The sequence below is a fragment of the Nocardiopsis sp. iso_25 genome, assembly GCF_056173305.1.
On record NZ_CM149667.1, the window covers coordinates 6,118,663 to 6,136,819 of the forward strand.

Consider the following 18,157-nt stretch of genomic DNA (forward strand, 5'->3'; position numbering starts at 1 on the left):
TTCGGGCACTCCGCATCGAGAAAAACGAGGCCGGAGAACGAAGTTTTGACCGAATACGCCACATGCCACTAAACGTGTCGCTAGAATCACTTAGCGTGACGCGGCCACGGGCGGCTTTCTTTGGCCTCCCACGTGCAAAGTTGCTTGGAGTGGTCGTACAATCACCTCGGGTGATGCCAATATAGACCTAGAGGGAATATTGGACATCCGGGCCAAGTGCCAGGATTAAGGCTCAAGGATCGGCACACAGATCCAGGAGGAGAGGCCGTACACATGTCAACTCGCACGCCCGAGGCGGAGCCCCTGTTGACCCCCGCCGAGGTTGCCACCATGTTCCGTGTGGACCCCAAGACCGTGACACGCTGGGCGAAGGCGGGCAAGCTGACCTCGATCCGCACCTTGGGCGGACACCGCCGCTACCGCGAGACCGAAGTCCGCGCCCTGCTGGCCGGAATCCCCAGCCAGCGTACGGAGTGATCTCCCCTGTCTGCGCCGATTCCGGGGGGAACGGTCGGACGGGCTCCGGCCGCTGAGAGCGGCTGACAAAGGTCGAGGGCGGGTCTTCCCACAGGAGGCCCGCCTTCCGCGTGTCCGGACACCGAGGGGCGCCGCGGCCGTGTGCTCCCCCGGACGTGACCCCCGCCCGGGGACCGTATCCGAGCCCCCGGCGAAGCCGGGCACGCGGATAACCGGACACGCGCCGCACCCGGGCGGCGGGCCCCGGAGGGCGTCCGGCTAGAAGTCCTCGATCCGGTCGTCCATGGCGGTGGTCCGGTCGCGGGCCAGGAAGGTGGCGGCCGCGCCGCCGCCGACCGCCACCACCGCGGCGGTGATCAGCGCGGCGAGCGAGCTGCCCGTGGTCGCCAGGCGGTTGTCGTCCCCGGCGACCTCCTCCGGCCGCTGCGACTCCTCCTCGGGGTCGCCCTTGTCGCCCGGCGAGGGCGGGGTGGTCGCGGCGTAGGTGGACCCGAGCGCCCACGCGTCGGCGAAGTCCACCGCGAAGCCCCTCTCCTGGCCGACCTCGCCGACCTGCACCCACACGGTCATCCAGCTCCGGCTCCCGCGTCCGTCCCAGTCCTCGTCCTGGTCCCGGAAGGTGGTCTCGTTGGCCTCGAAGCGGATGCGGACGGGCACCTCCAGGGCCACGTCACCGTCCTCGTCGAAGACCTCCAGGACCTCCTCCACCGCGGTCCCGTCGGCGTTCTTGCCCAGCGGCCCGGCGGAGACGCCGAACGCGGTCAGGTCGCCGTGGGCGAAGGTCGTCTCGGTCACGCCGTCGTACCCGGCGGTCGCCGTGGCGGTCACGTCCGCGAGGGTGAACTCCACGGCGTTGCCGTCGGCGGACACCGTCTCGGCGGCGGCCCCGTCCAGAAGGAGCACCTTCCCGGCCGCGCTCGGGGAGGGGCCGGAGGAGCCGGAGGGACTGGAAAGACCGGAGGGACTGGGGGAGGCACCGTCCTGCGGTTCGCGCCGCGGGGCGTCGGAGGGCTCCTCGCTCGCCTGGGCCGCGTCCTGGTCCCCCGTGTCCGCGGGGGTGTCCCCGCCGTCCCCGGAGCCCTCGTTCGCGGTCCCCCCGTCGGCGGGGTCCCCGCCCGAGGGGGTCCTGTCGTCCGCGCCGCCGGTGCCACCGGTGTCGCTGCCCGTGTCGCCGCCCGTGCTGTCCGCGCCGTCGCCGCCGTCCGGCGAGGGCTCGTCCCGGAAGGGGGTGCCCTCCGCGGACGGTTCGGCCTCCGGTGAGGGGGAGGGCGGCACGGAGGGCTCGGGCAGGTCCACCTCCGGCGGCACGTCGATCAGCCCCTGGGCGGCGAGGTCGGCGACCTCCATCCGGAAGGAGGCGGTCCGCACGGTGGAGGCGGCGCGCGCGCTGTCGGCGTCGACCACGGTGTGGCTCTCGCCGTCGATCTCCAGGTAGGGGGCCATCGGCCCGAAGAGGTCCTCGGCCGCGGCGCTGCCCTCGGTCTCCCCTCCGAAGCCGGTGGCGGTGGAGTAGCCGGTGACCACGTCGCCGTCGGCCACCCAGGCCTGTGCGTTGCCCCAGACGAGCTGGTCGGCGGAGGCGGGGAGCGCGGGCACGGCGCCCAGCACTCCGAGAGCGGCGAACAGGACGCCGCCGCGGACGAGGCGGCGCGTGGTCAGCTTGGCGGGAGACACCACAACACTCCTGTTGTATGCGGGGGATGTCCGACCCTGGGGTCGGCCCGTGCCCGCCGCGGACGGCGGACAGGGTTGCCCGGCCAGCCGGAGACGGCCGGTCGCGGTGTACGGGGCGGTTCGTGTCGGGGCCTTCCCGCCCCGGGAAGGTGACTCTGTGCCGGGCGGTGTGTGCGGGCGCCCTACGGCGAGCCTAACCTCTGGATCACGAAACGGAAACCGTTCGCCGTGGGCCGATCGGCCCGTGCGCGGGCGCCGACCACCGGTCAACGGAGGCCGCCGCCGCGAAGTTCCGAGCACCCCCGGGAGGGGGCGGGAGCGGTCCCGGGCGAGAGGGGCCCGGACAAGGGAACGGCCCCGGGGGACGTGTCCCCCGGGGCCGGATCGGCTTAGCCGACGTCGAGCTCGTGCTCAGCCTTCGCTGGTCTCCGCGGCGGAGTCAGCGGTGTTCTTCCTGCGGCGCGCGAAGTACGCGGCCAGACCGCCGCCGGCGGCGATCGCGGCACCGGCCGCGATCAGACCGGCGATCGGGCTGCCGGTCTGGGCCAGGGACTCGGCGTTCTCCAGCTTCTCCGGCTGCGGCTTCTTCTCGGTCTTGTCCTCGGGGTGGGTGGGCGCGGGCTTGTCGTCGCCGTCGTCACCGCCGTTGCCCTGCTCGAAGACACCGACACTGGCGAGGCTCTCGGCCAGGTTCACGTAGTGGAAGGGGGCCTCGGCGCCGTCGACGGTGAAGGACACCGCGAAGCCGGTGTAGGCGTCGTTCCAGGTGACGCCGTTCTCCTCGTCGCTGTACTCCTCGACGTGCTCGTACGACTGGATGTCGATCAGAACGGTGATCTGCTCACCGCTGTCGAGGGTGACGACCTCCGGGTAGGAGATGTCGGCGACGTCGTCGCTGTGGGAGACCTCGCCGCCCCAGCTCTGGGTGGTCGTGGTGGTCACACCGGACAGGGTGGCGTCGAGGACGATCTCGTCCGAGCCGCTGACCAGCTCGGCGCTCTCCTCGTCCAGAACCAGGGTCTCGGGCTCGGAGACGGTTGCGGGGTCGGTCTCGGGGGCCGGGCTGGTCTCCGGCACCTCCGGGACGTCGGTCTCGCCACCGGTCTCACCGCCACCGGTGCCCTCACCGCCGGTCTCGCCGCCACCGGTGTTCTCGTCACCGCCGGTCTCACCGCCGTCAGCGCCATCGCCGCCGGTGTCCTCGTCACCGCCGTCCTCGGGCTGGCCGTCGTCGACACCGGGCTCGGTCTCCTCGCCCTCGGGGGCAGGGGACTCCTCGGCCTCGGACTCCTCGGGCTCCTCCTCGACCTCGGACTCCTCGTCGAGGTTCTCCTCGACGATCTCCTCCACGTCGGAGACGGTGAGCTGGACGCGGGCGGTGTCCACGGTGGCCGTGGCGGTGACGCCGTCACCGCCGACCGTGGCGCTGCTGGTGCCGGAGAAGGTCAGCCAGCTGCCGACGGAACCGGAGTAGCTGTTGGTGGTCGTGCCGTCGTAGCTGACGGCGACGCCCTCCCAGTTGCCGACGGAGGCGTAGGCCCAGCCGTAGTACTCGGTCTGCGCCGCGGCGGGGAGAGCCGTGGCGATGCTGAGCGCGCCGAGAGCGGCAAAAGCCGCTCCGCCCTGGAGAATGCGGCGCGCGGTAACGCGAGTGTTCTTCAAGTCAATCCTTTTCGGATCGGCCGCAGTCCGCACTGGTCGGACTGCTCTGGATACGCGCGCCACCGGCCGACTGTGGGGGAGTCGTGGGAACACAGGGCGCGAACCAGGATCGGATGGGGGATGGCGGGAGCACACAGAAAGCTCACTGCCAGCGGAAACAGGAGGGCGCGGCCGCGACCGCCGGACGGAGGGGGCGCGGGAACCGGGCCGTGGAGTACTTCCGATTTCCTAACCCAGACCTTACATCCCCACAAAGGGTGAATTCTCCCGAAGCCCATCACGAAAAGATCACAGGGAAAGACTCCCTCACTCTGAGCGACACCGCAATTCTCCGTGGAAGTTTTTCTCGGAACCGGTAAACCGAACACCGCATGTCGCGTCTTACAAAGGAAGCGTGCCCCCGGCAAACGCCTTTGGCGCGCCCGTGGGCAGGCACCCCGGGTGACGGGCGGCACACCGCCGGGCGGGGCCCGCTCCCGTCAGCCGCGTTCTCCCCCGCGCCCGGACTCCTCCTCCCCCGCGCCCCGCTGCCGGACGTCCGAGGGTGACGCCCGGGTCCCCGGAGCGGCTAGGTTGTGGGCATGCCCGTCTCCGCACCGTCAGGGCCCCGGAGCCGCGCCACCCGCGCCCTGTCACTCGCCTCCGTCCTCCTCCTCACCGCCGTCGCCTGCTCGGCGTCGCCCGGTGCACCCCCCGGCAGCGACCCCACCGCCGCCCTCCCCCTCCCCGGACCGCAGGACGGCGACGACCGCGAGGCCCCCGAGAGCGGGGAGCAGGAGGGCCCGCCCCCGGGCCGGGGTCCCCTCGGCGACAGCGTCGTGGTCATCGACCCCGGCCACAACGGCGGCAACGCCGCCGCCCCCGACGAGATCAACGCGATGGTCCCCGCCGGGCCGAACGGGAAGGCCTGCGACACCGTCGGCACCGAAACCGCGAGCGGCTACGCCGAGCACGAGTTCAACTGGCAGCTGTCCGTGCTGGTCAAGGAGAGGCTGGAGGCCGACGGCGCCACGGTCGTCCTCACCCGCGAGGACAACGGCGGGGTCGGGCCGTGCATCGACGAGCGCGCGGGCATCGGCAACGAGGAGGGGGCCGACGCGGCCGTGTCCCTGCACGCGGACGGCGGCCCCGAGACCGGTCGCGGGTTCCACGTGATCATGCCGGGCGAGGTCGAGGGCTTCACCGACGACATCACCGAGTCCTCCCGGCTGCTCGGTGAGGACATCCACCGCGCGTACCTGGAGGGGAGCGGTGTCCCCACCGCCGACTACCTCGCCGACGAGGGCCTGGACGTGCGCACCGACCTGGGCGGGCTGAACATGTCCGACGTGCCCAAGGTGTTCCTGGAGACGGGCAACATGCGCAACCCCGAGGACGCGGCGCTCATGGAGGACCCCGCATGGCGGGAACGGGCCGCCGACGCCGTCGCGCAGGGCTTGGCCCTCTACCTCATGCGGGGCTGAGGGAGGGCGGACGGCGCGACCGCCCCGCGGCCCTCGTATCCGCCGGTCCCCGAACGCCCCGCGCCCACTCCCCCCGCGTCTGTCCCCGCTGTGCCCGTGCCCGACCACCGGCCCCGGGCGTCCACACCCGGCCACGGCGCCCGCCGCTGTGGCGCGCGCCGCTCCCCCGTGGGCATAATGCGTCCATGACATCCCCCGCCCCGCGCCCCCTCCCCTTCCCCGGCTTCGACATCGTCCTGCGCGGCTTCGACCGCCACCAGGTGGACGACCTCGTCCACCGCGCCACCTCCACACTGACCGCCCTCACCGGCGGCCCCGTCCTCACCGACGAGAACGGATGGGTCCTCACCCCGCCCTCCGCGCCGGCGCCCGACCCGATCACCTCCGCGGAACTGGCCGAAGCCCCGGTGGACCTGGTCCTGCGCGGGTACGACCGTTCCCAGGTGAAGGACCTCCTGTCCCGCCTCGTGGAGCTGCTGGCCGAGGCCGAAGCACACACGACCCGGGGATAAACAGCCCTGAGAACCTCGTCAACTGCACAATGGGGACCATGCCTCTGACACCGGCGGACATCCGCGAAAAGAAGTTCCACACGGTGCGTCTGCGCCCGGGGTACAACGAGGAGGACGTCGACGCGCTCCTCGACCGGATCGAGGCGACGCTCGTCGCCCTGGAGGGCGGCCCGAGCACGGGCGCGCTCATCACGGCCGACGAGGTGCGCAACTCGCGGTTCCGCACCACGAGACTCAGCCCGGGCTACCGGGAGGACGAGGTCGACGACTTCCTCGACGTCGTGGTCGCCGACCTCGCCGGACGCGGTCTCGGCCGCGCCCGGGACCAGTCGCCGCCGCTGCCGCCCCGCCCCGGTGCGGCGGGCGCCTCCGCGCGGCCACGGCACCAGCGGCCCGGCCCGGACGCGCGGCAGGGCCCGGACGCGCCGCAGCGTCATGAGGCCCCGTCCCGGCCGCCGCGGCCTTCCGGGATGACCCCGAGGGACGTCCGGGAGAAGCAGTTCGCCACCACCCGGCTGACCACCGGCTACAACGAGCAGGAGGTCGACGACTTCCTGGACCGGGCCGAGTTCACGCTGGACGTCCTCCAGCAGGGACGGCCGGACCGGGCCACGCTCACCGCCGCCGAGGTGGAGCGGATCCAGTTCAGCACCACGCGCGCGCGGCCGGGGTACGACCCGGCGCAGGTGGACCACTTCCTGGACGTGCTCGCCGAGGAGCTGCGCGGGTACGAGCAGCCGCAGTGACGGTGACTCCCGGTGAGGGACCCGGGTGGGACGGCGGGCCGCGGGCCGCGTGCGAAACGGGCCGGGACGTCGGCCCCGGACGCGTTCGCGCCCGTCGGGCCGGGGTGAGTAGGCCACTGGCCGCGGACACGCCGTAGCGCACACTCCCCATCTGCAGGACAGCGGAAAGTAATATTTGGACACAGGAAGTAGTCATCCCCCCGCTGTCCCGCAGACCGCGCCCCGAGGGGAGGCAGGATGTCCCACGCGATGCCGCCGGAGGGGCGCGCCACCGCATGTGCGGTGCACGGCGCGCCCGGCTGCCGCTCCGCCGCCGACGGCGGCCCGAGAACCCGTTCCAGGGAGGGGCTGCGGGTGCTCGGCGACGACGAGGAGGTCGTCCCGGCCTCCGCCCACCCGTGGGAGGCCCCGCTCCTGGCCGCGTGCGTGGGCGCCACCCTGCTGGCGGCGGCGGGGCTGGCCCACGTGGTGTGGTCGCTGTCGGGGTCGTGGCTGTGGGCTGCCGCCGCCCTGGCGGTGGTGCCCGCCGCGCACTGGCAGGCGCGGGGGCTGATGTACGCCCGGCGCAGGGCGGAGTCGGTGAAGATCTCGCCCACGCAGTTCCCCGAGGCCCACCGGATGGTGGTGGCGCTGGCGGCCGAGACGGGGCTGCCCCGGACGCCGGAGGCCTACGTGCGGGTGGGACAGCGCCGCTGGGGTACCGACGCCGCCGGGCACGGGCTGCGCCGGTACCTGGTGCTGTCGGACGACCTGTTCGACCCGTGCGGCCGGGTCCGCGACCCCGAGGCGCTGGCCTTCCTGGTCGCGCACCAGCTGGGGCACGTGGCGGCCGGGCACACCGGTTTCTGGCGGCGGGCGGCGGCGCTGGGCGGGGAACTGGTCCCGGGACTGGGTGCCGCGCTGTCGCGGGCCATGGAGTACACGGCCGACAACCACGCCTACGCGCACGTGCCCGAGGGCGCCCACTCGGTGCGGGTCCTCGCCGGGGGCGGCAACCTGTACACGCGGGTCAACATGGGTGAGATGGCGGACCGCGCGCGCACCGACCGGGGCTGCTCGCTACTGCTCTACCACCTGCTGACCCGCCGACCGGGCAACACCCGCCGCATGGCCGCCCTGCGCGACCGCACCCGGCGCGGCCGGGTCTTCCTCTAGACCCTGCCCTCCTGGCCCCGCTCCCGCCCGCCCGGCGGGGTCCGCTCGACGGCGCCGGGCGGGCTCGGGATCAGTTCCAGTGGCGGCGCATGGTCCAGCGGTCGGAGGCGAGGTCGCGGGTCATGTCGATGATGCTCGGCTCCCCCGTGTCGGACTCGGCCGAGACGCGGAGCAGGTGGATCTGCGTGGCCGGAACGCCGGGCGTGCCCGGGCGGGCGGGCCAGTCCCCGATGACCCTGCGCACCCGGTAGGCGCGGCCGCGCCAGGTGAACCGGGCGGGGGTCCCGCCCTCGGTGGAACGGACGTCGATCTGCTCGTTCAGAAGACTCACCCCGCCAGTTTATCGAACACCAGTTCGAACAAGTCAAGCGCTGGCGGCCCGTGTCCGGGACCGCGCCGACGACCGGCGGGTCAGCCCTCCCAGGACCGGTCGTACTCCGGGTGGGCCCGGTACACACCGGCGAGGTACTTGACCGCCAGCCGCCAGGCCAGCAGCTCCGACCAGGGGTCGCCGCCGCCGCTCCGGGCCCCGGGAAGGGCGCCCGCGGCTCCCGCGGCCACGAGGGGCTCCAGGCCGCGCATGCCCGCCCGGTGGGCCTCGACGTACCCGCGGACGATCTTGCGCTTGGCCGCGACCTCCGCCAGCGCCCGGTCACGGCCGCGGGTTCCCGCGGGGACGGCCTCCGACGCGCGCTCGTCCTCGTCCAGGCGCGCGTTGAGGAACTCGACGATGGTCAAGGGACTACTCCCATCCTGTCCACCACTGCCACGGGGCCCGGTGCCGGACCCGCACCGCCTCCCCCACGGCTCACGTGGGGTCGCAGCCCTCGAACTGGGGCACGCTCGTCACGACCTGGAGGCCGGTCTCGCCGAACCAGGTCTCCAGGTACTCCGCGGCGGTGCCGTCCTGGTACATCTCGCTGATGGCCTTGTTGACGGCCTCGCAGGCGCGCACGTCGCCGTGGGGCAGGCCGACGCCGTACTTCTCGTCGGTGAAGGGGTTGTTGACGAACCGGAAGGCGTCGGGCTCCTCGGCCAGGAACCCGGCCAGGATCAGGTTGTCGGTGGACACGGCGTCCACCCCGCCCTCGCGCAGGGCGTCGATGCAGGCGCTGTAGCTGGGCGCCTCCCTCTGCTCGATGCCGATGCCCAGACCCTCCCTGATGCGGACGGCGGAGTAGGAGCCCTCCCCCTGGCAGACGCTGCGCCCCTCCAGGTCGCGCACCCCCTGGATGCCGGTGTCCTCCGCGCGCACCAGCACGTCCTGCTTGGCGACGTAGTAGGGGCCGCCGAAGGTGACCTGGGTCTTGCGGGCGGGGGTGATGGAGTAGGTGGCCACGACCATGTCCACCTCGCCGCTGATCAGCTGCTCCTCGCGGTCGGCAGAGGTGACCCCGGTCACCTCCACGTCCTCGGCGGCGAAGCCGAGCTTGGCGGCGATGTAGAACGCCACGTCCACGTCGAAGCCCGTGATGTCGCCGCCCTCCTCCAGCCCCAGGCCGGGCTGGTCGGTCTTGACTCCGACGGTCAGCGTGTCGGCGTCCAGGAGCGACTCCTCCTCTCCCAGCACCGCCGAGCAGGCGGGCAGCGCGATCACCGCCGCGGCGGCCAGGGCGGCCGCGGCGGCGGTGCGCCGGTGTCGAAACCTCATCGGCCTGTTCCTCGTCTCTCGGGGGGTGCGGATCCGGGTGGGGGTGGACTCGGCACGGGAGGCCGGGCTCAGCGGTACTCGGCCAGTCGGGGGCGGACGCCGAGGACGAGCAGGACCAGCAGCAGGGCCGTCGCGGCGGGCAGCAGCCACGTCCAGGGGGTGAGCGCCGCGTCAGCGCGTTCGATGCCCGCGTCGAACGCCTTCTCGTGCAGGTCGGTCAGCTCCGCCAGCGCGGCCTCGTAGGCCTGGAAGGAGCCGTCCTCGGAGTGCGCGACGCCCATGCGGACGTCGACGGCCCCCGACAGGTCGCCCTCCTCGGCGGCCGAGCGCAGCGCCCGGTCCTCGGTCTGGAGGGCGTTGTAGGACTCCAGCACCTCGGCGAGCGCGTCCTCCTGGCCGGGCAGCAGCGTGTCCTGGGCCCGCTGGCCCAGGTAGCCGAGCGTGCCCGGGTCCTCGGGGTCGGAGCCGTCCGACCCCGGCAGCTCCGGGTAGGCGGCGACCACGCCCTCGACCTGCCCGTAGTACGCCTCCAGGTTGCTGGCCGGGCGGTACAGCACCTGCTGCGCCCGCTCCAGGTACGTCAGCTCGTAGTTCTCGGCCATGTCCCGGTCGAGCAGGTAGCGGCTCTGGTCCGCCTGCATGTCGGTGGAGATGGCCCCGGCCCGGGCCAGCGCCATGGCCGCGTCCAGTCCCGCCTCCTTGGCGTCGCGCTGGTGCCCGCCGCTGGCGGTGAGGACGAGGACCACCCCGCCGGTGAGCAGCACGGCGACCGCCGTGGCGGCCAGCAGGGGCGCGTTGAACCGGCGCCGGAACCGCACGCGCAGGTACAGCTGGAGGCCGATCAGCGCGGCGGCGGTGACCGTGCCGGCCGCGCCCACCCAGAACATGCCGAGCGCCACGGAGGACTGCCCCTCCTCGTGGTTGGCGCGCACGATCGCCGACGAGTCCAGCCCCAGGTTGAACGCCTTGGGCAGCAGTTCGGCGTGCATCAGCCGTGTGGCCTCGCGGTAGGTCTCCAGGGCCGCCCCGTCCACCCGGCCGGGCGGGGCCTGCGCCTCGTCGTTGAGCAGCCGCGCCTCGCCGGCGAGCTGTTCGTAGGCGCCCATCCCGTCCAGGACCGCCTCGACGTTGCGCTCCTCCACGCTGTCGCCCTCGGTCAGCGAGGCCGCCTGGAGCAGGGCCTCGTTGGCCCGCGCGCGGCTGGCCTCGTACCCCTCCAGGGCGTCCTCGCGGCCCGAGCCCAGATCGTGGTCGGTGCCCATGAGCAGCACGTCGGCCACGCGGGCGTCCATGTCCGCGAGCGCCAGGTACAGGTCGGTGGTCGCCAGGGCCCGGGGCCCGGCGTCGTCCCCGAGCACGCGCAGGCCGTCGCGGGCCTGGCCGAGGGTGACGGCCGCCGAGCCGAACAGCCCGAGGACGGCCAGCACGCACACCGAGGACAGCAGCCACACCCGGGCCGGGGTGGTCGCGGCCCAGCGGCGGAGCCCGGAGGCCCGTTCACGGGCGCCGGACCCGCCCCGCCCGCGCCGGGGCGGGCGGGAGCCCTCGCGCTCGGGTGCCGGGGTCTGCGGGGGCCGGCCGCCCGGCACCGCGGGGAGCGCGCCGTGCGGGGGCTCCGGCGGACTGGTCGCGGTCCCGCGCGGGGCCCGGTCGGGGGTGGGGGGCGTCAACGGGGTTCACCCCTTCTGGAGGATGATGACGGTCCATGCGCCGACGTAGATCCGGTCGCTGTCATTCAGGGGAACCTCCACGTTGGGGGCGATGGGGTTGGCGGTCCCGTTGACCGTGGTGCCGTTGGTCGAGCCCGGGTCGAGGATGGCCCAGGTGCCGCCGGGCTTGGCGACCAGGATCGCGTGGACGTGGGAGATGGCCGGGTCGCCGCCCGGGCCGCCCAGGTCGATCTCGGGGGTGAAGCCGCGCGTGGCGCTGCGCCGTCCGATGTGCACCCTGTCCCCGGTGAGCGGCACCCGGCGCTGCGTGCTGCCCCTGGGGAAGGAGATCTGGTCGGGGTCGAGCAGGCCCTGGTGGACCATGTACTGGTAGTAGGCGGGGTCGGCGGCGACGACCGCGCGCCAGCGCGCGCCCGTCCGCCCGTCGTCCGCGTGCGTGTGCCGTTGGTCGTCGGAGCGCGAGGCGAAGTCGTATCCGCACTCCTCGCAGAACCGGCCCGCGCGGTAGGTGCCGCACTCGGGGCAGGGGCCTCCTCTGGGCAGGGTCGCCGGGCGCGGCGGCGCGGGGGGTCGCGACGGGGCCACGGGGGGTGTGGGCGGTGTCGGATGGCGGTGCGACGGGGGCCGCGACGCCGGTGCGTAGGCCTGGAGGCGCAGTCCGCAGACGTCGCAGAAGTCGGTCGCCGTGGAGCGGTGCCCGGAAGGGCAACTCGGCATGGGTCCCTCCTACCCGGGTGTGGGGGCACCGCCGGTGTCCGGCCCGCTCTGCCGCGGCCGGGTCCGTACGGTCCGGGTCGAGTTGGTGTCCAGGGTCATCTCGTCGACCTTGCTGACACCGGGCTTGAGCCGGACGGTTCCGGTGACGGGGTCGGCCACGTCGACGACCCTGCCGAGGAGCCTCGCGGTCTCCTCGTTGCCCGACTCGTGGGCGAGTGCGACGGCGCGGCCCAGCCGCGTGGTGGCGGTGTCGTCGTCGCCGTCGCGACGGGCCGCGAGCCCGTCCTGGATGGCCCGGGCCAGTTCGACCTGGCCGGTGTAGTGGGCCACGCGGGGGTTGATCTCGGTGGCGCGGTCCTCGTCGGCGGTCCACTCCGCGAGGATGTTGCCCGAGGCCAGGATCTGCTCCTCGGCCCCGGCGGTCGCGGGGAGCACCACGCGCACCCATCCGGCGCGCAGCTGGCGGCCGGGGGCACCGGGCGGCACCTGGACGCAGACGTGGTAGTCGCGGCTCTCGGTGCCCCAGGACCCCGTGGGGTAGTCGCCCGACTGGGGCACGCGCTCCACGCCGCGGCCGGTGAGGTCGCTGACGGTGGGGGCGACCTGCTTGACGTGGCGCACGACGGCGTTCTGGGGCGTCCACAGCCGCAGCACCACGTCGGCGACGGTTTTGCCCATGGAGGCCTGCGCCATCGCCCGGAAGTCGGCCACCATGTCGGCGGGGTCGGCGATGATGCCGGGGCCTCCGCCGAGCAGGGCGGAGTCGATCCGGCGCAGCTCCTCGACCTTCCAGTCGGTGCCCACGCCCCGGCAGTCGCAGACGAAGGAGCCCGTGACGCGGTCGAGCGCCCGGGCGAAGACCGCGGCGGGCTCGTTGTTCTGGCCGTCGGTGAGCAGGATGGCGTGCTTGATGCCGCCGTCGACGGTGGCGAACAGCTCGGCGGCCCGGGTGAGCCAGGAGCCCATGCGGGTGCCGCCGTCGGCGCGCAGTCCGTCGATCGCCTCAGCGGCCTCGGCGCGGGTGACGGCGTCGGCCGGCACCATCCGCCCGCCGCCCTCGGGGAAGAGCACGGAGGCGTCGCCGTGCCCGGCGACCACCGCGAAGCGGACGCCCTCGCGCAGGGCGCCCACGGCGGCGCGGGCGGCCCGCTTGGCCGCGTCGATCTTGGCGCCGTACATCGAGCCGGAGGTGTCCACGATGATCACCTCGGCGGCGCGCACCGAGTCCCCCACCACCACGGAGGCGGTGGAGGTGACGCTGACGATCGCGTGCACCTCGCGTCCGCCCTCGGGCAGGAGGACGTTCTGGTCGACCTCGATCCGAAAGCCCGGTTCGGCGGCGCGCTCAGTCGTGTTGGGCACGGGGACCCCCAGCGGGCACGGGAACGATCACGACGGTGATGTTGTCCTTGCCGCCCGCGTCCAGGGCGAGGCCGACGTAGGCGCGCGCGGCCTCGTGCGGTCTGGCCCCCGCCCCGGGGACGGCGTCGGTCAGCCCCTGCGCCTCGGGGAAGTAGTTCCACAGGCCGTCGCTGCACAGCACGACCGCGCCGGGGCCGGTCGGGGTCACGGTGGAGATGTGGGCGTCGATCTCGCCGGAGTCGGCGCCCATCCAGGCGACGAGGGCGTGCGCGTTGGACGAGCGCATCGCCTCCTCGCGTGAGAGCGCGCCCATCTGCACCATCGCCTCGCTCCAGGAGTCGTCCCTGGTCAGCAGGGCCGAAGCGCTGGAGGTGGGGCCTCCGGAGAGCCAGTAGGCGCGGCTGTCGCCGACCCAGCCGACGGTGACGGTGCCCGCGGCGGGGTCGTACACCGCCGACACGAAGGTGCACGCGGGCGCGGAGCGGGGCGAGTCGGCGATCCCGGCGACCGCCTCGGCGGCCCGGATCATCGCCGCGCCGGTGGCCTCGCGGGGGTCGGCGCCCTGGCTGACGCGTTCGGCGAGGACGGCCACTCCGGTCTCGGCGGTGACGCGGGAGGCCTCGTCCGAGCGCGGGGAGCTGGACACCCCGTCGCAGACCACGGCGCAGACCACGCCGGGCGCCCGGGGGTGGTCGGCGTCGATCACGCGGATCGCCATGGCGTCCTCGTTGCGCCTGTGCCGCAGCCCGCGGTCGCTGACGCCGACGGCGGAACGCGTGCGCACCTCGACGTGGTCGCGCCCGGTGGGCTGGAGGAGCCCGCACCGCTCGCAGTAGCCGTCGCTGACCGCTCCGGGGCACCAGGCGCACAGGCCGGGGTTGGCGGGCCGCACCGGGTTGCTCCCGGTGGCGGGCGGCGGCCAGTCGGGGACGGCCTCCGGATCCGCGGCCCGGGGCGGGGAGGACGCGAACGAGGGCAGGCTGTCGCGGCGTATCGGCTGGGTGACCATGGAGTCGGCCGCGTGCGGGGCGGCGTCGGGCAGCGCCTGCGGCGGGGGCGCGTCCCGCCCGCCCGTGTCGAGGGAGCGCAGGCTCACCTGCGGAGCCGTGGGGGCTCCGTCGTCGGGCACCAGGCCGGGGCGCGCGTCGGCGCCGGGCGGCACTGCACCGGACCGGCCCGGGGCCTCCCCGGTCCGCGCGCCGCCGTCGGCCCGCTCCCGGGACCGTCCGCCGGGCGGCACGGCTCCGGCCAGGCTCGCCTGCGGGGCGGTGGGCATGCTGTCGGGGTGCCCCGCGTTCTCGGCCCCCTCGGGGAGGGGGCGTCCGCACCCCTCGCAGAAGGCGTCCTCCGTGGACACCCTGTCCGAGCAGGCGGGGCAGGTCCGCACCTTGGTCATCGCCGTTCCCTCGTTCCTCACAGCAGCGTCACGGGGCGTAGGGAGTTGGCCCTGTCGACGAGTTCATACCGTTCCGACGACGCGACGGCGCGCTGGGCCAGCGCGCGGTAGCGGCGCTCCAGGTTGGCCCGTACACCGTTCTCGGTGAACGGGGCGCCGAGGAGCCCCTCCCCCGCCGGTGCCCCCGCACCCGCGCCGAGCCAGCCCAGGGCCGACTCCAGGACCCGGACCGCCAGGCGGTCCGCGGACTCGCCGTCCAGGCCGATCCGCTCCAGGCGCCGTCCGGCCTGCACGAAGTCGGCGGCCGCGGTGCCCTCGTGGTGCGCCGCGAGCACGGCGATCAGCGCGGTCTGGGCGTGCACGTGCAGCCGCGACAGCTCCGGGACCGTGTCCAGGACGGCGGTGGCCGCGGCCCGGTCCCCCTGGGCCAGGCGGATGCGGGCCAGGCCGAACGCGGCGCTGACGAAGGAGTGGTCGGTGTTCCAGACCGCCCGGAACAGGCGGGCGGCGGTCTCGTGCTCGCCGGTCCGCTCGCAGGCCAGGGCCAGGGCGAGCTTGGGCGCGAGCTCCCCGGGCAGGTGGTCGTACAGCTCGTCGAAGTGGTCGCGGGCGTCGCGGAACCGGCCGGTGCTCAGCTCGGCGACGGCCAGGTACCACATGGTGCGCCAGTCGCCCGGGACCACTTCGCTGAACCGCTGGAGGACGTCCATGGCCTCGCCCTGGCGGCCGACGGTGACGAGGGCGCGGACCAGCATCAGCAGGGTCTCGGGAGTGGGCGAGGGCATGGCGCGCAGCGCGGGGACGAGTTCCTCGGGCGGCAGGGTCTGGAAGCCGCGCAGGTGCTGGGCGGCCGGGTCGGACTGGTCGATGAGGGGTGCGGGCAGCAGCGCCGCCGTGTCGGTGGGCGGGGGCGCGAGGAGCATGCGGTCGGCGTTGTGGGTGCCGGGGTCGGGTCCGGCGGCGGGGTTCTCCGCGCCGAACAGGGCCGAGGGGGCGGGGTGCGGCGTGCCCTCCAGGTCGGAGAGCACCTCGCGCAGGACACCGGTGAGCTGGTCGGCCATGTCCTCGGCGTCGTGGAAGCGCAGTTCGGGCTCACTGTGCGTGGCGCGGCGCAGCAGCCGGTCGAAGGACTCGTGGCGCTGGAGCAGCGGCACGGTCTCCCGGGGCGGGATGCTGTGCGGGTGGTCGCGCATGAAGCTGAAGCGGAAGCTGAGCACGGCCAGGGCGCGGCCGACCGAGTACAGGTCGGCGCTGACCGTGGGGCCGGGGCCGCGCAGCTCCTCCTCGGGCACCCGGTACCCGGGCGTGGTGTAGACGGGGCTGACGGTGTCGTCCATGCGCCGCACGCCGCCCAGGTCGATCAGCTTGATCTGCTCCTCGCTCTGGATGACGTTGTCGGGTTTGAAGTCGCAGTAGAGCAGGCCCCTGGAGTGCAGGTAGCCCAGGGCCCGCAGGACCTCCAGTCCGTAGGCGATGACCTGGTCCGGTGGCAGGACGGCGTCGGGGTCGTCCTCGCGGCGCTCGATGAGCAGCTCGCGCAGGGACTTGCCGCCCACGTACTCCATGACGATGTGGCCGCCGGGGATGCCGGTGCGCGGGTCGGGGTGCTGGGAGAAGTTGATGATCTTGACGATGTTGGGGTGCTCGACCTCGGAGAGGAACGCGCGCTCGGCGGCGGCCGCCTTGTGCGCCTCGGCGTCACCGGCGTTGAGCAGGCCCTTGAGGACCACCCAGCGGTCGTTGACGTTGCGGTCGCGGGCCAGGTAGATCCAGCCGAGGCCGCCGTGGGCCAGGCAGCCGAGCACCTCGTACTGGCCGCCGACCAGGTCCCCGGGGGAGAGCTTGGGCGTGAAGGAGAACTGGGTCCCGCACTTGCGGCAGAAGCCCTCGGTGCGCCCGGGCTGATCGCCCTGGGCGCGGCCGACCCGCTCCCCGCAGTTGCCGCAGAAGCGGTTCTTCTCCGAGACGACGGGGTTGTCCATGACGGCTTCGGAGGGGTCCCGGTAGGGGACGATGGGCACCTGGACCATGCCCATGCCGAGCATGCCGCGGGAGGAGCGGCGGCTGCCGCGCCCGGCGCCGCTGCCTCCGCTGCCCGAGGTCGCGGAGACGCTGCCGGGGCCGGAGCGCCCCGAGAGCCTGACGTTGCCGGAGAGGGGGTGGGAGTGGACGGGGTCACCGCTGAGGGGGTTGGCGGAGGAGTTCGTGCGGAGGGAGGGCTGCGGGCCGGAGGCCGGCGGCACGGGCCGCTGCAGGGGGGCGGGGCCGCCCGGGGGAGGGACGTCCGCGGGGGCCATGCCGCACACACCGCAGAAACCGTCCTCGACCCGGCCGGGGCAGCCGGGGACCGTGCACTTCGTCATCTGTTCGCACCACCATCGCTCTGGCCCTCTGACGCGTCCGGGCCCGGTGTGGTTCTGTTCACAGCGGAATCGTTTCCGCCGAGTTCGTGGAGCGCGCGCTGGTACACGGAGAGGGCGACCGTGGCCGCGCGCAGGTCGCAGGGAGCGGTCCACAGCGCCCAGTGCGCCGTGCTGTGCAGACTGGCCAGCCGCGGGTCCTCGGCGACGCCGAGCCGGACCGAGCGGGAGTGGTAGGCGTCCAGGCGTCCGCGCAGTTCGGCGCGGCGCTCCAGGAGGCCGGTGAGGTTGGCCTCGCGCTCCCGGGCGTCGTCGGCCGCCTCGCGGACGGCGCGCTGGACCTCGCCCAGGAGGGCGCCGAGTTCGCGCCACCCGCCCCGGGCCCGCAGTGCGTCCATGGCGTCGATGCGGGCCCGCAGCCCGGGGACGGGGTCGGGCACGCCGATCGCGGCGGGCGAGGAGACCTTGGCGACCACCTGTTCGCGCAGCGCGCGGGTGCGCTCCACGGCCCTGCCGACGTCGTCGATGGCGAAGCCGAGCCGCTCGACGCTCTCGTCGTAGGAGTCGCGCATGCGCAGGGCGTCGCGGAGCTCGCCGCGCACGCGTTCCAACCGCAGGCGCAGCCGTTCGAGGGAGGACGTGTCCACACGGCCGTCCTCGACGAGCGCGAGGGGGTCGCGTCGGACGGTGTCGCCGACCTCGGCCAGGTCCACGCGCAGGGACTCGTGCTCGTCCTCGGCGAGTTCCACCATGTCGGCGAGGGTGCCGATCTCGTGCCACATGGCGTCGAGCTCGCCCAGGCGCGGGTGGAGGGCGTCCCAGGCCGTCTCGGCGGCCGAGATGACCTCGGTGGCCTCCTCGTAGTCGGCGGACATGCGGGCGACGGCGGCGGCGAGGCTGACCGACTCGCTTCCGGTGTGGAGCAGTCCGCGCTCGCGCAGCGGGACCTCGCCGGCGGGCAGGGGCACGGAGTCGCCGTTGAGCAGGGAGGTCAGGGCGGCCTGGTCCTCGGGGCCCTGCGCGCGGTCCCGGATCCGGCCCGCCCTGTCCACGACGCCGCGGAAGGCCTCGTAGACCGCCCACAGGCTGCGGATGTGCCCGCTGGCCTGCTCCCAGCGCCGCCGGGTGCGCCCGACGAGGTCGGCCCCCTGGAGCATGCGGTGGCTGACGTGGCCGTCCAGGTCAGCGAGGTTGAGGGAGATCCGGTCGGCCTCACCGCGCACACGGTTGAGCGCGTGGTCGATGCCCTCCCAGCTCATGGGCGGCATGCTCGCCCCGGACGCCCTGGCCACCTGCCGCCTTCCTCCCCGGC

Annotated in this window: 16 protein-coding genes; 5 read left to right on the plus strand and 11 right to left on the minus strand. The window is 74.0% G+C overall.

The annotated features are described in order from the left end of the window. Positions 1-273 precede the first annotated feature (273 nt). A complete protein-coding gene (bldC, locus tag AC0VX6_RS26365; protein WP_013155387.1) occupies positions 274-477 on the plus strand; it encodes a developmental transcriptional regulator BldC in 204 nt (67 codons plus the stop codon). 258 nt (positions 478-735) lie between these two features. Here bldC and AC0VX6_RS26370 read toward each other — a convergent pair whose 3' ends face one another. Continuing rightward, positions 736-2,151 (minus strand): hypothetical protein, encoded by a 1,416-nt coding sequence (locus tag AC0VX6_RS26370; protein WP_475466616.1) that lies wholly within the window; start codon positions 2,149-2,151, stop codon positions 736-738. 411 nt (positions 2,152-2,562) lie between these two features. After that, complete coding sequence (locus AC0VX6_RS26375) at positions 2,563-3,813, minus strand: LPXTG cell wall anchor domain-containing protein (RefSeq protein WP_475466619.1); 1,251 nt, start codon at positions 3,811-3,813, stop codon at positions 2,563-2,565. 581 nt (positions 3,814-4,394) lie between these two features. On the opposite strand from AC0VX6_RS26375, the gene AC0VX6_RS26380 reads away from it, so the two are divergent. The 4 genes from AC0VX6_RS26380 (at position 4,395) to AC0VX6_RS26395 (ending at position 7,689) form a co-directional block, all read left to right on the plus strand. Next, positions 4,395-5,276, plus strand: coding sequence for an N-acetylmuramoyl-L-alanine amidase (locus AC0VX6_RS26380; RefSeq protein ID WP_475466621.1), 882 nt, complete (start codon positions 4,395-4,397; stop codon positions 5,274-5,276). Positions 5,277-5,461: 185 nt separating this feature from the next. After that, a complete protein-coding gene (locus AC0VX6_RS26385) occupies positions 5,462-5,788 on the plus strand; it encodes a hypothetical protein (RefSeq protein WP_274975138.1) in 327 nt (108 codons plus the stop codon). 29 nt (positions 5,789-5,817) lie between these two features. Continuing rightward, positions 5,818-6,534, plus strand: coding sequence for a DivIVA domain-containing protein (locus AC0VX6_RS26390; protein ID WP_274975139.1), 717 nt, complete (start codon positions 5,818-5,820; stop codon positions 6,532-6,534). A gap of 237 nt (positions 6,535-6,771) precedes the next feature. Beyond that, positions 6,772-7,689, plus strand: a complete 918-nt coding sequence (locus AC0VX6_RS26395; protein ID WP_274975140.1) for a M48 family metallopeptidase — start codon at positions 6,772-6,774, stop codon at positions 7,687-7,689. A gap of 70 nt (positions 7,690-7,759) precedes the next feature. Here AC0VX6_RS26395 and AC0VX6_RS26400 read toward each other — a convergent pair whose 3' ends face one another. The 9 genes from AC0VX6_RS26400 to AC0VX6_RS26440 all read right to left on the minus strand — a co-directional run bounded on the left by AC0VX6_RS26400 (position 7,760) and on the right by AC0VX6_RS26440 (position 18,113). Continuing rightward, positions 7,760-8,020, minus strand: coding sequence for a DUF6504 family protein (locus AC0VX6_RS26400; RefSeq protein ID WP_212642416.1), 261 nt, complete (start codon positions 8,018-8,020; stop codon positions 7,760-7,762). An 80-nt stretch (positions 8,021-8,100) separates the two neighbouring features. Beyond that, on the minus strand, positions 8,101-8,427 hold the full coding sequence (locus tag AC0VX6_RS26405) for a DUF6221 family protein (RefSeq protein ID WP_274975141.1): 327 nt from the start codon (positions 8,425-8,427) through the stop codon (positions 8,101-8,103). Positions 8,428-8,497: 70 nt separating this feature from the next. After that, positions 8,498-9,340 carry a glutamate ABC transporter substrate-binding protein gene (locus AC0VX6_RS26410; RefSeq protein ID WP_274975142.1) on the minus strand — a complete coding sequence of 281 codons (843 nt, stop codon included), beginning with the start codon at positions 9,338-9,340 and terminating at the stop codon, positions 8,498-8,500. A 68-nt stretch (positions 9,341-9,408) separates the two neighbouring features. Continuing rightward, on the minus strand, positions 9,409-11,010 hold the full coding sequence (locus AC0VX6_RS26415) for a hypothetical protein (protein WP_475466624.1): 1,602 nt from the start codon (positions 11,008-11,010) through the stop codon (positions 9,409-9,411). Positions 11,011-11,016: 6 nt separating this feature from the next. After that, positions 11,017-11,727 (minus strand): FHA domain-containing protein, encoded by a 711-nt coding sequence (locus AC0VX6_RS26420; RefSeq protein ID WP_274975144.1) that lies wholly within the window; start codon positions 11,725-11,727, stop codon positions 11,017-11,019. A gap of 9 nt (positions 11,728-11,736) precedes the next feature. Then, on the minus strand, positions 11,737-13,089 hold the full coding sequence (locus AC0VX6_RS26425) for a vWA domain-containing protein (RefSeq protein WP_274975145.1): 1,353 nt from the start codon (positions 13,087-13,089) through the stop codon (positions 11,737-11,739). Beyond that, entirely contained in the window at positions 13,073-14,485 is a 1,413-nt protein-coding gene (locus tag AC0VX6_RS26430) for a PP2C family protein-serine/threonine phosphatase (RefSeq protein ID WP_475466627.1), read from the minus strand. The genes AC0VX6_RS26425 and AC0VX6_RS26430 overlap by 17 nt, the downstream gene beginning before the upstream one ends. A 17-nt stretch (positions 14,486-14,502) precedes the next feature. Further along, positions 14,503-16,848, minus strand: a complete 2,346-nt coding sequence (locus AC0VX6_RS26435) for a serine/threonine-protein kinase (protein ID WP_274975147.1) — start codon at positions 16,846-16,848, stop codon at positions 14,503-14,505. Next, positions 16,845-18,113 (minus strand): hypothetical protein, encoded by a 1,269-nt coding sequence (locus AC0VX6_RS26440; RefSeq protein WP_475469449.1) that lies wholly within the window; start codon positions 18,111-18,113, stop codon positions 16,845-16,847. The genes AC0VX6_RS26435 and AC0VX6_RS26440 overlap by 4 nt, the downstream gene beginning before the upstream one ends. Between the last annotated feature and the right edge of the window lie 44 nt (positions 18,114-18,157).

Excerpts from the sequence above, each read along its gene's own strand:
- AC0VX6_RS26410 (WP_274975142.1), bottom strand. The coding sequence starts at position 9,340 with ATGAGGTTTCGACACCGGCGCACCGCCGCCGCGGCCGCCCTGGCCGCC.
- AC0VX6_RS26395 (WP_274975140.1), top strand. The coding sequence starts at position 6,772 with ATGTCCCACGCGATGCCGCCGGAGGGGCGCGCCACCGCATGTGCGGTG.
- AC0VX6_RS26420 (WP_274975144.1), bottom strand. The coding sequence starts at position 11,727 with ATGCCGAGTTGCCCTTCCGGGCACCGCTCCACGGCGACCGACTTCTGC.
- AC0VX6_RS26435 (WP_274975147.1), bottom strand. The coding sequence starts at position 16,848 with ATGACGAAGTGCACGGTCCCCGGCTGCCCCGGCCGGGTCGAGGACGGT.
- bldC (WP_013155387.1), top strand. The coding sequence starts at position 274 with ATGTCAACTCGCACGCCCGAGGCGGAGCCCCTGTTGACCCCCGCCGAG.
- AC0VX6_RS26385 (WP_274975138.1), top strand. The coding sequence starts at position 5,462 with ATGACATCCCCCGCCCCGCGCCCCCTCCCCTTCCCCGGCTTCGACATC.
- AC0VX6_RS26380 (WP_475466621.1), top strand. The coding sequence starts at position 4,395 with ATGCCCGTCTCCGCACCGTCAGGGCCCCGGAGCCGCGCCACCCGCGCC.
- AC0VX6_RS26440 (WP_475469449.1), bottom strand. The coding sequence starts at position 18,113 with ATGCCGCCCATGAGCTGGGAGGGCATCGACCACGCGCTCAACCGTGTG.
- AC0VX6_RS26390 (WP_274975139.1), top strand. The coding sequence starts at position 5,818 with ATGGGGACCATGCCTCTGACACCGGCGGACATCCGCGAAAAGAAGTTC.
- AC0VX6_RS26430 (WP_475466627.1), bottom strand. The coding sequence starts at position 14,485 with ATGACCAAGGTGCGGACCTGCCCCGCCTGCTCGGACAGGGTGTCCACG.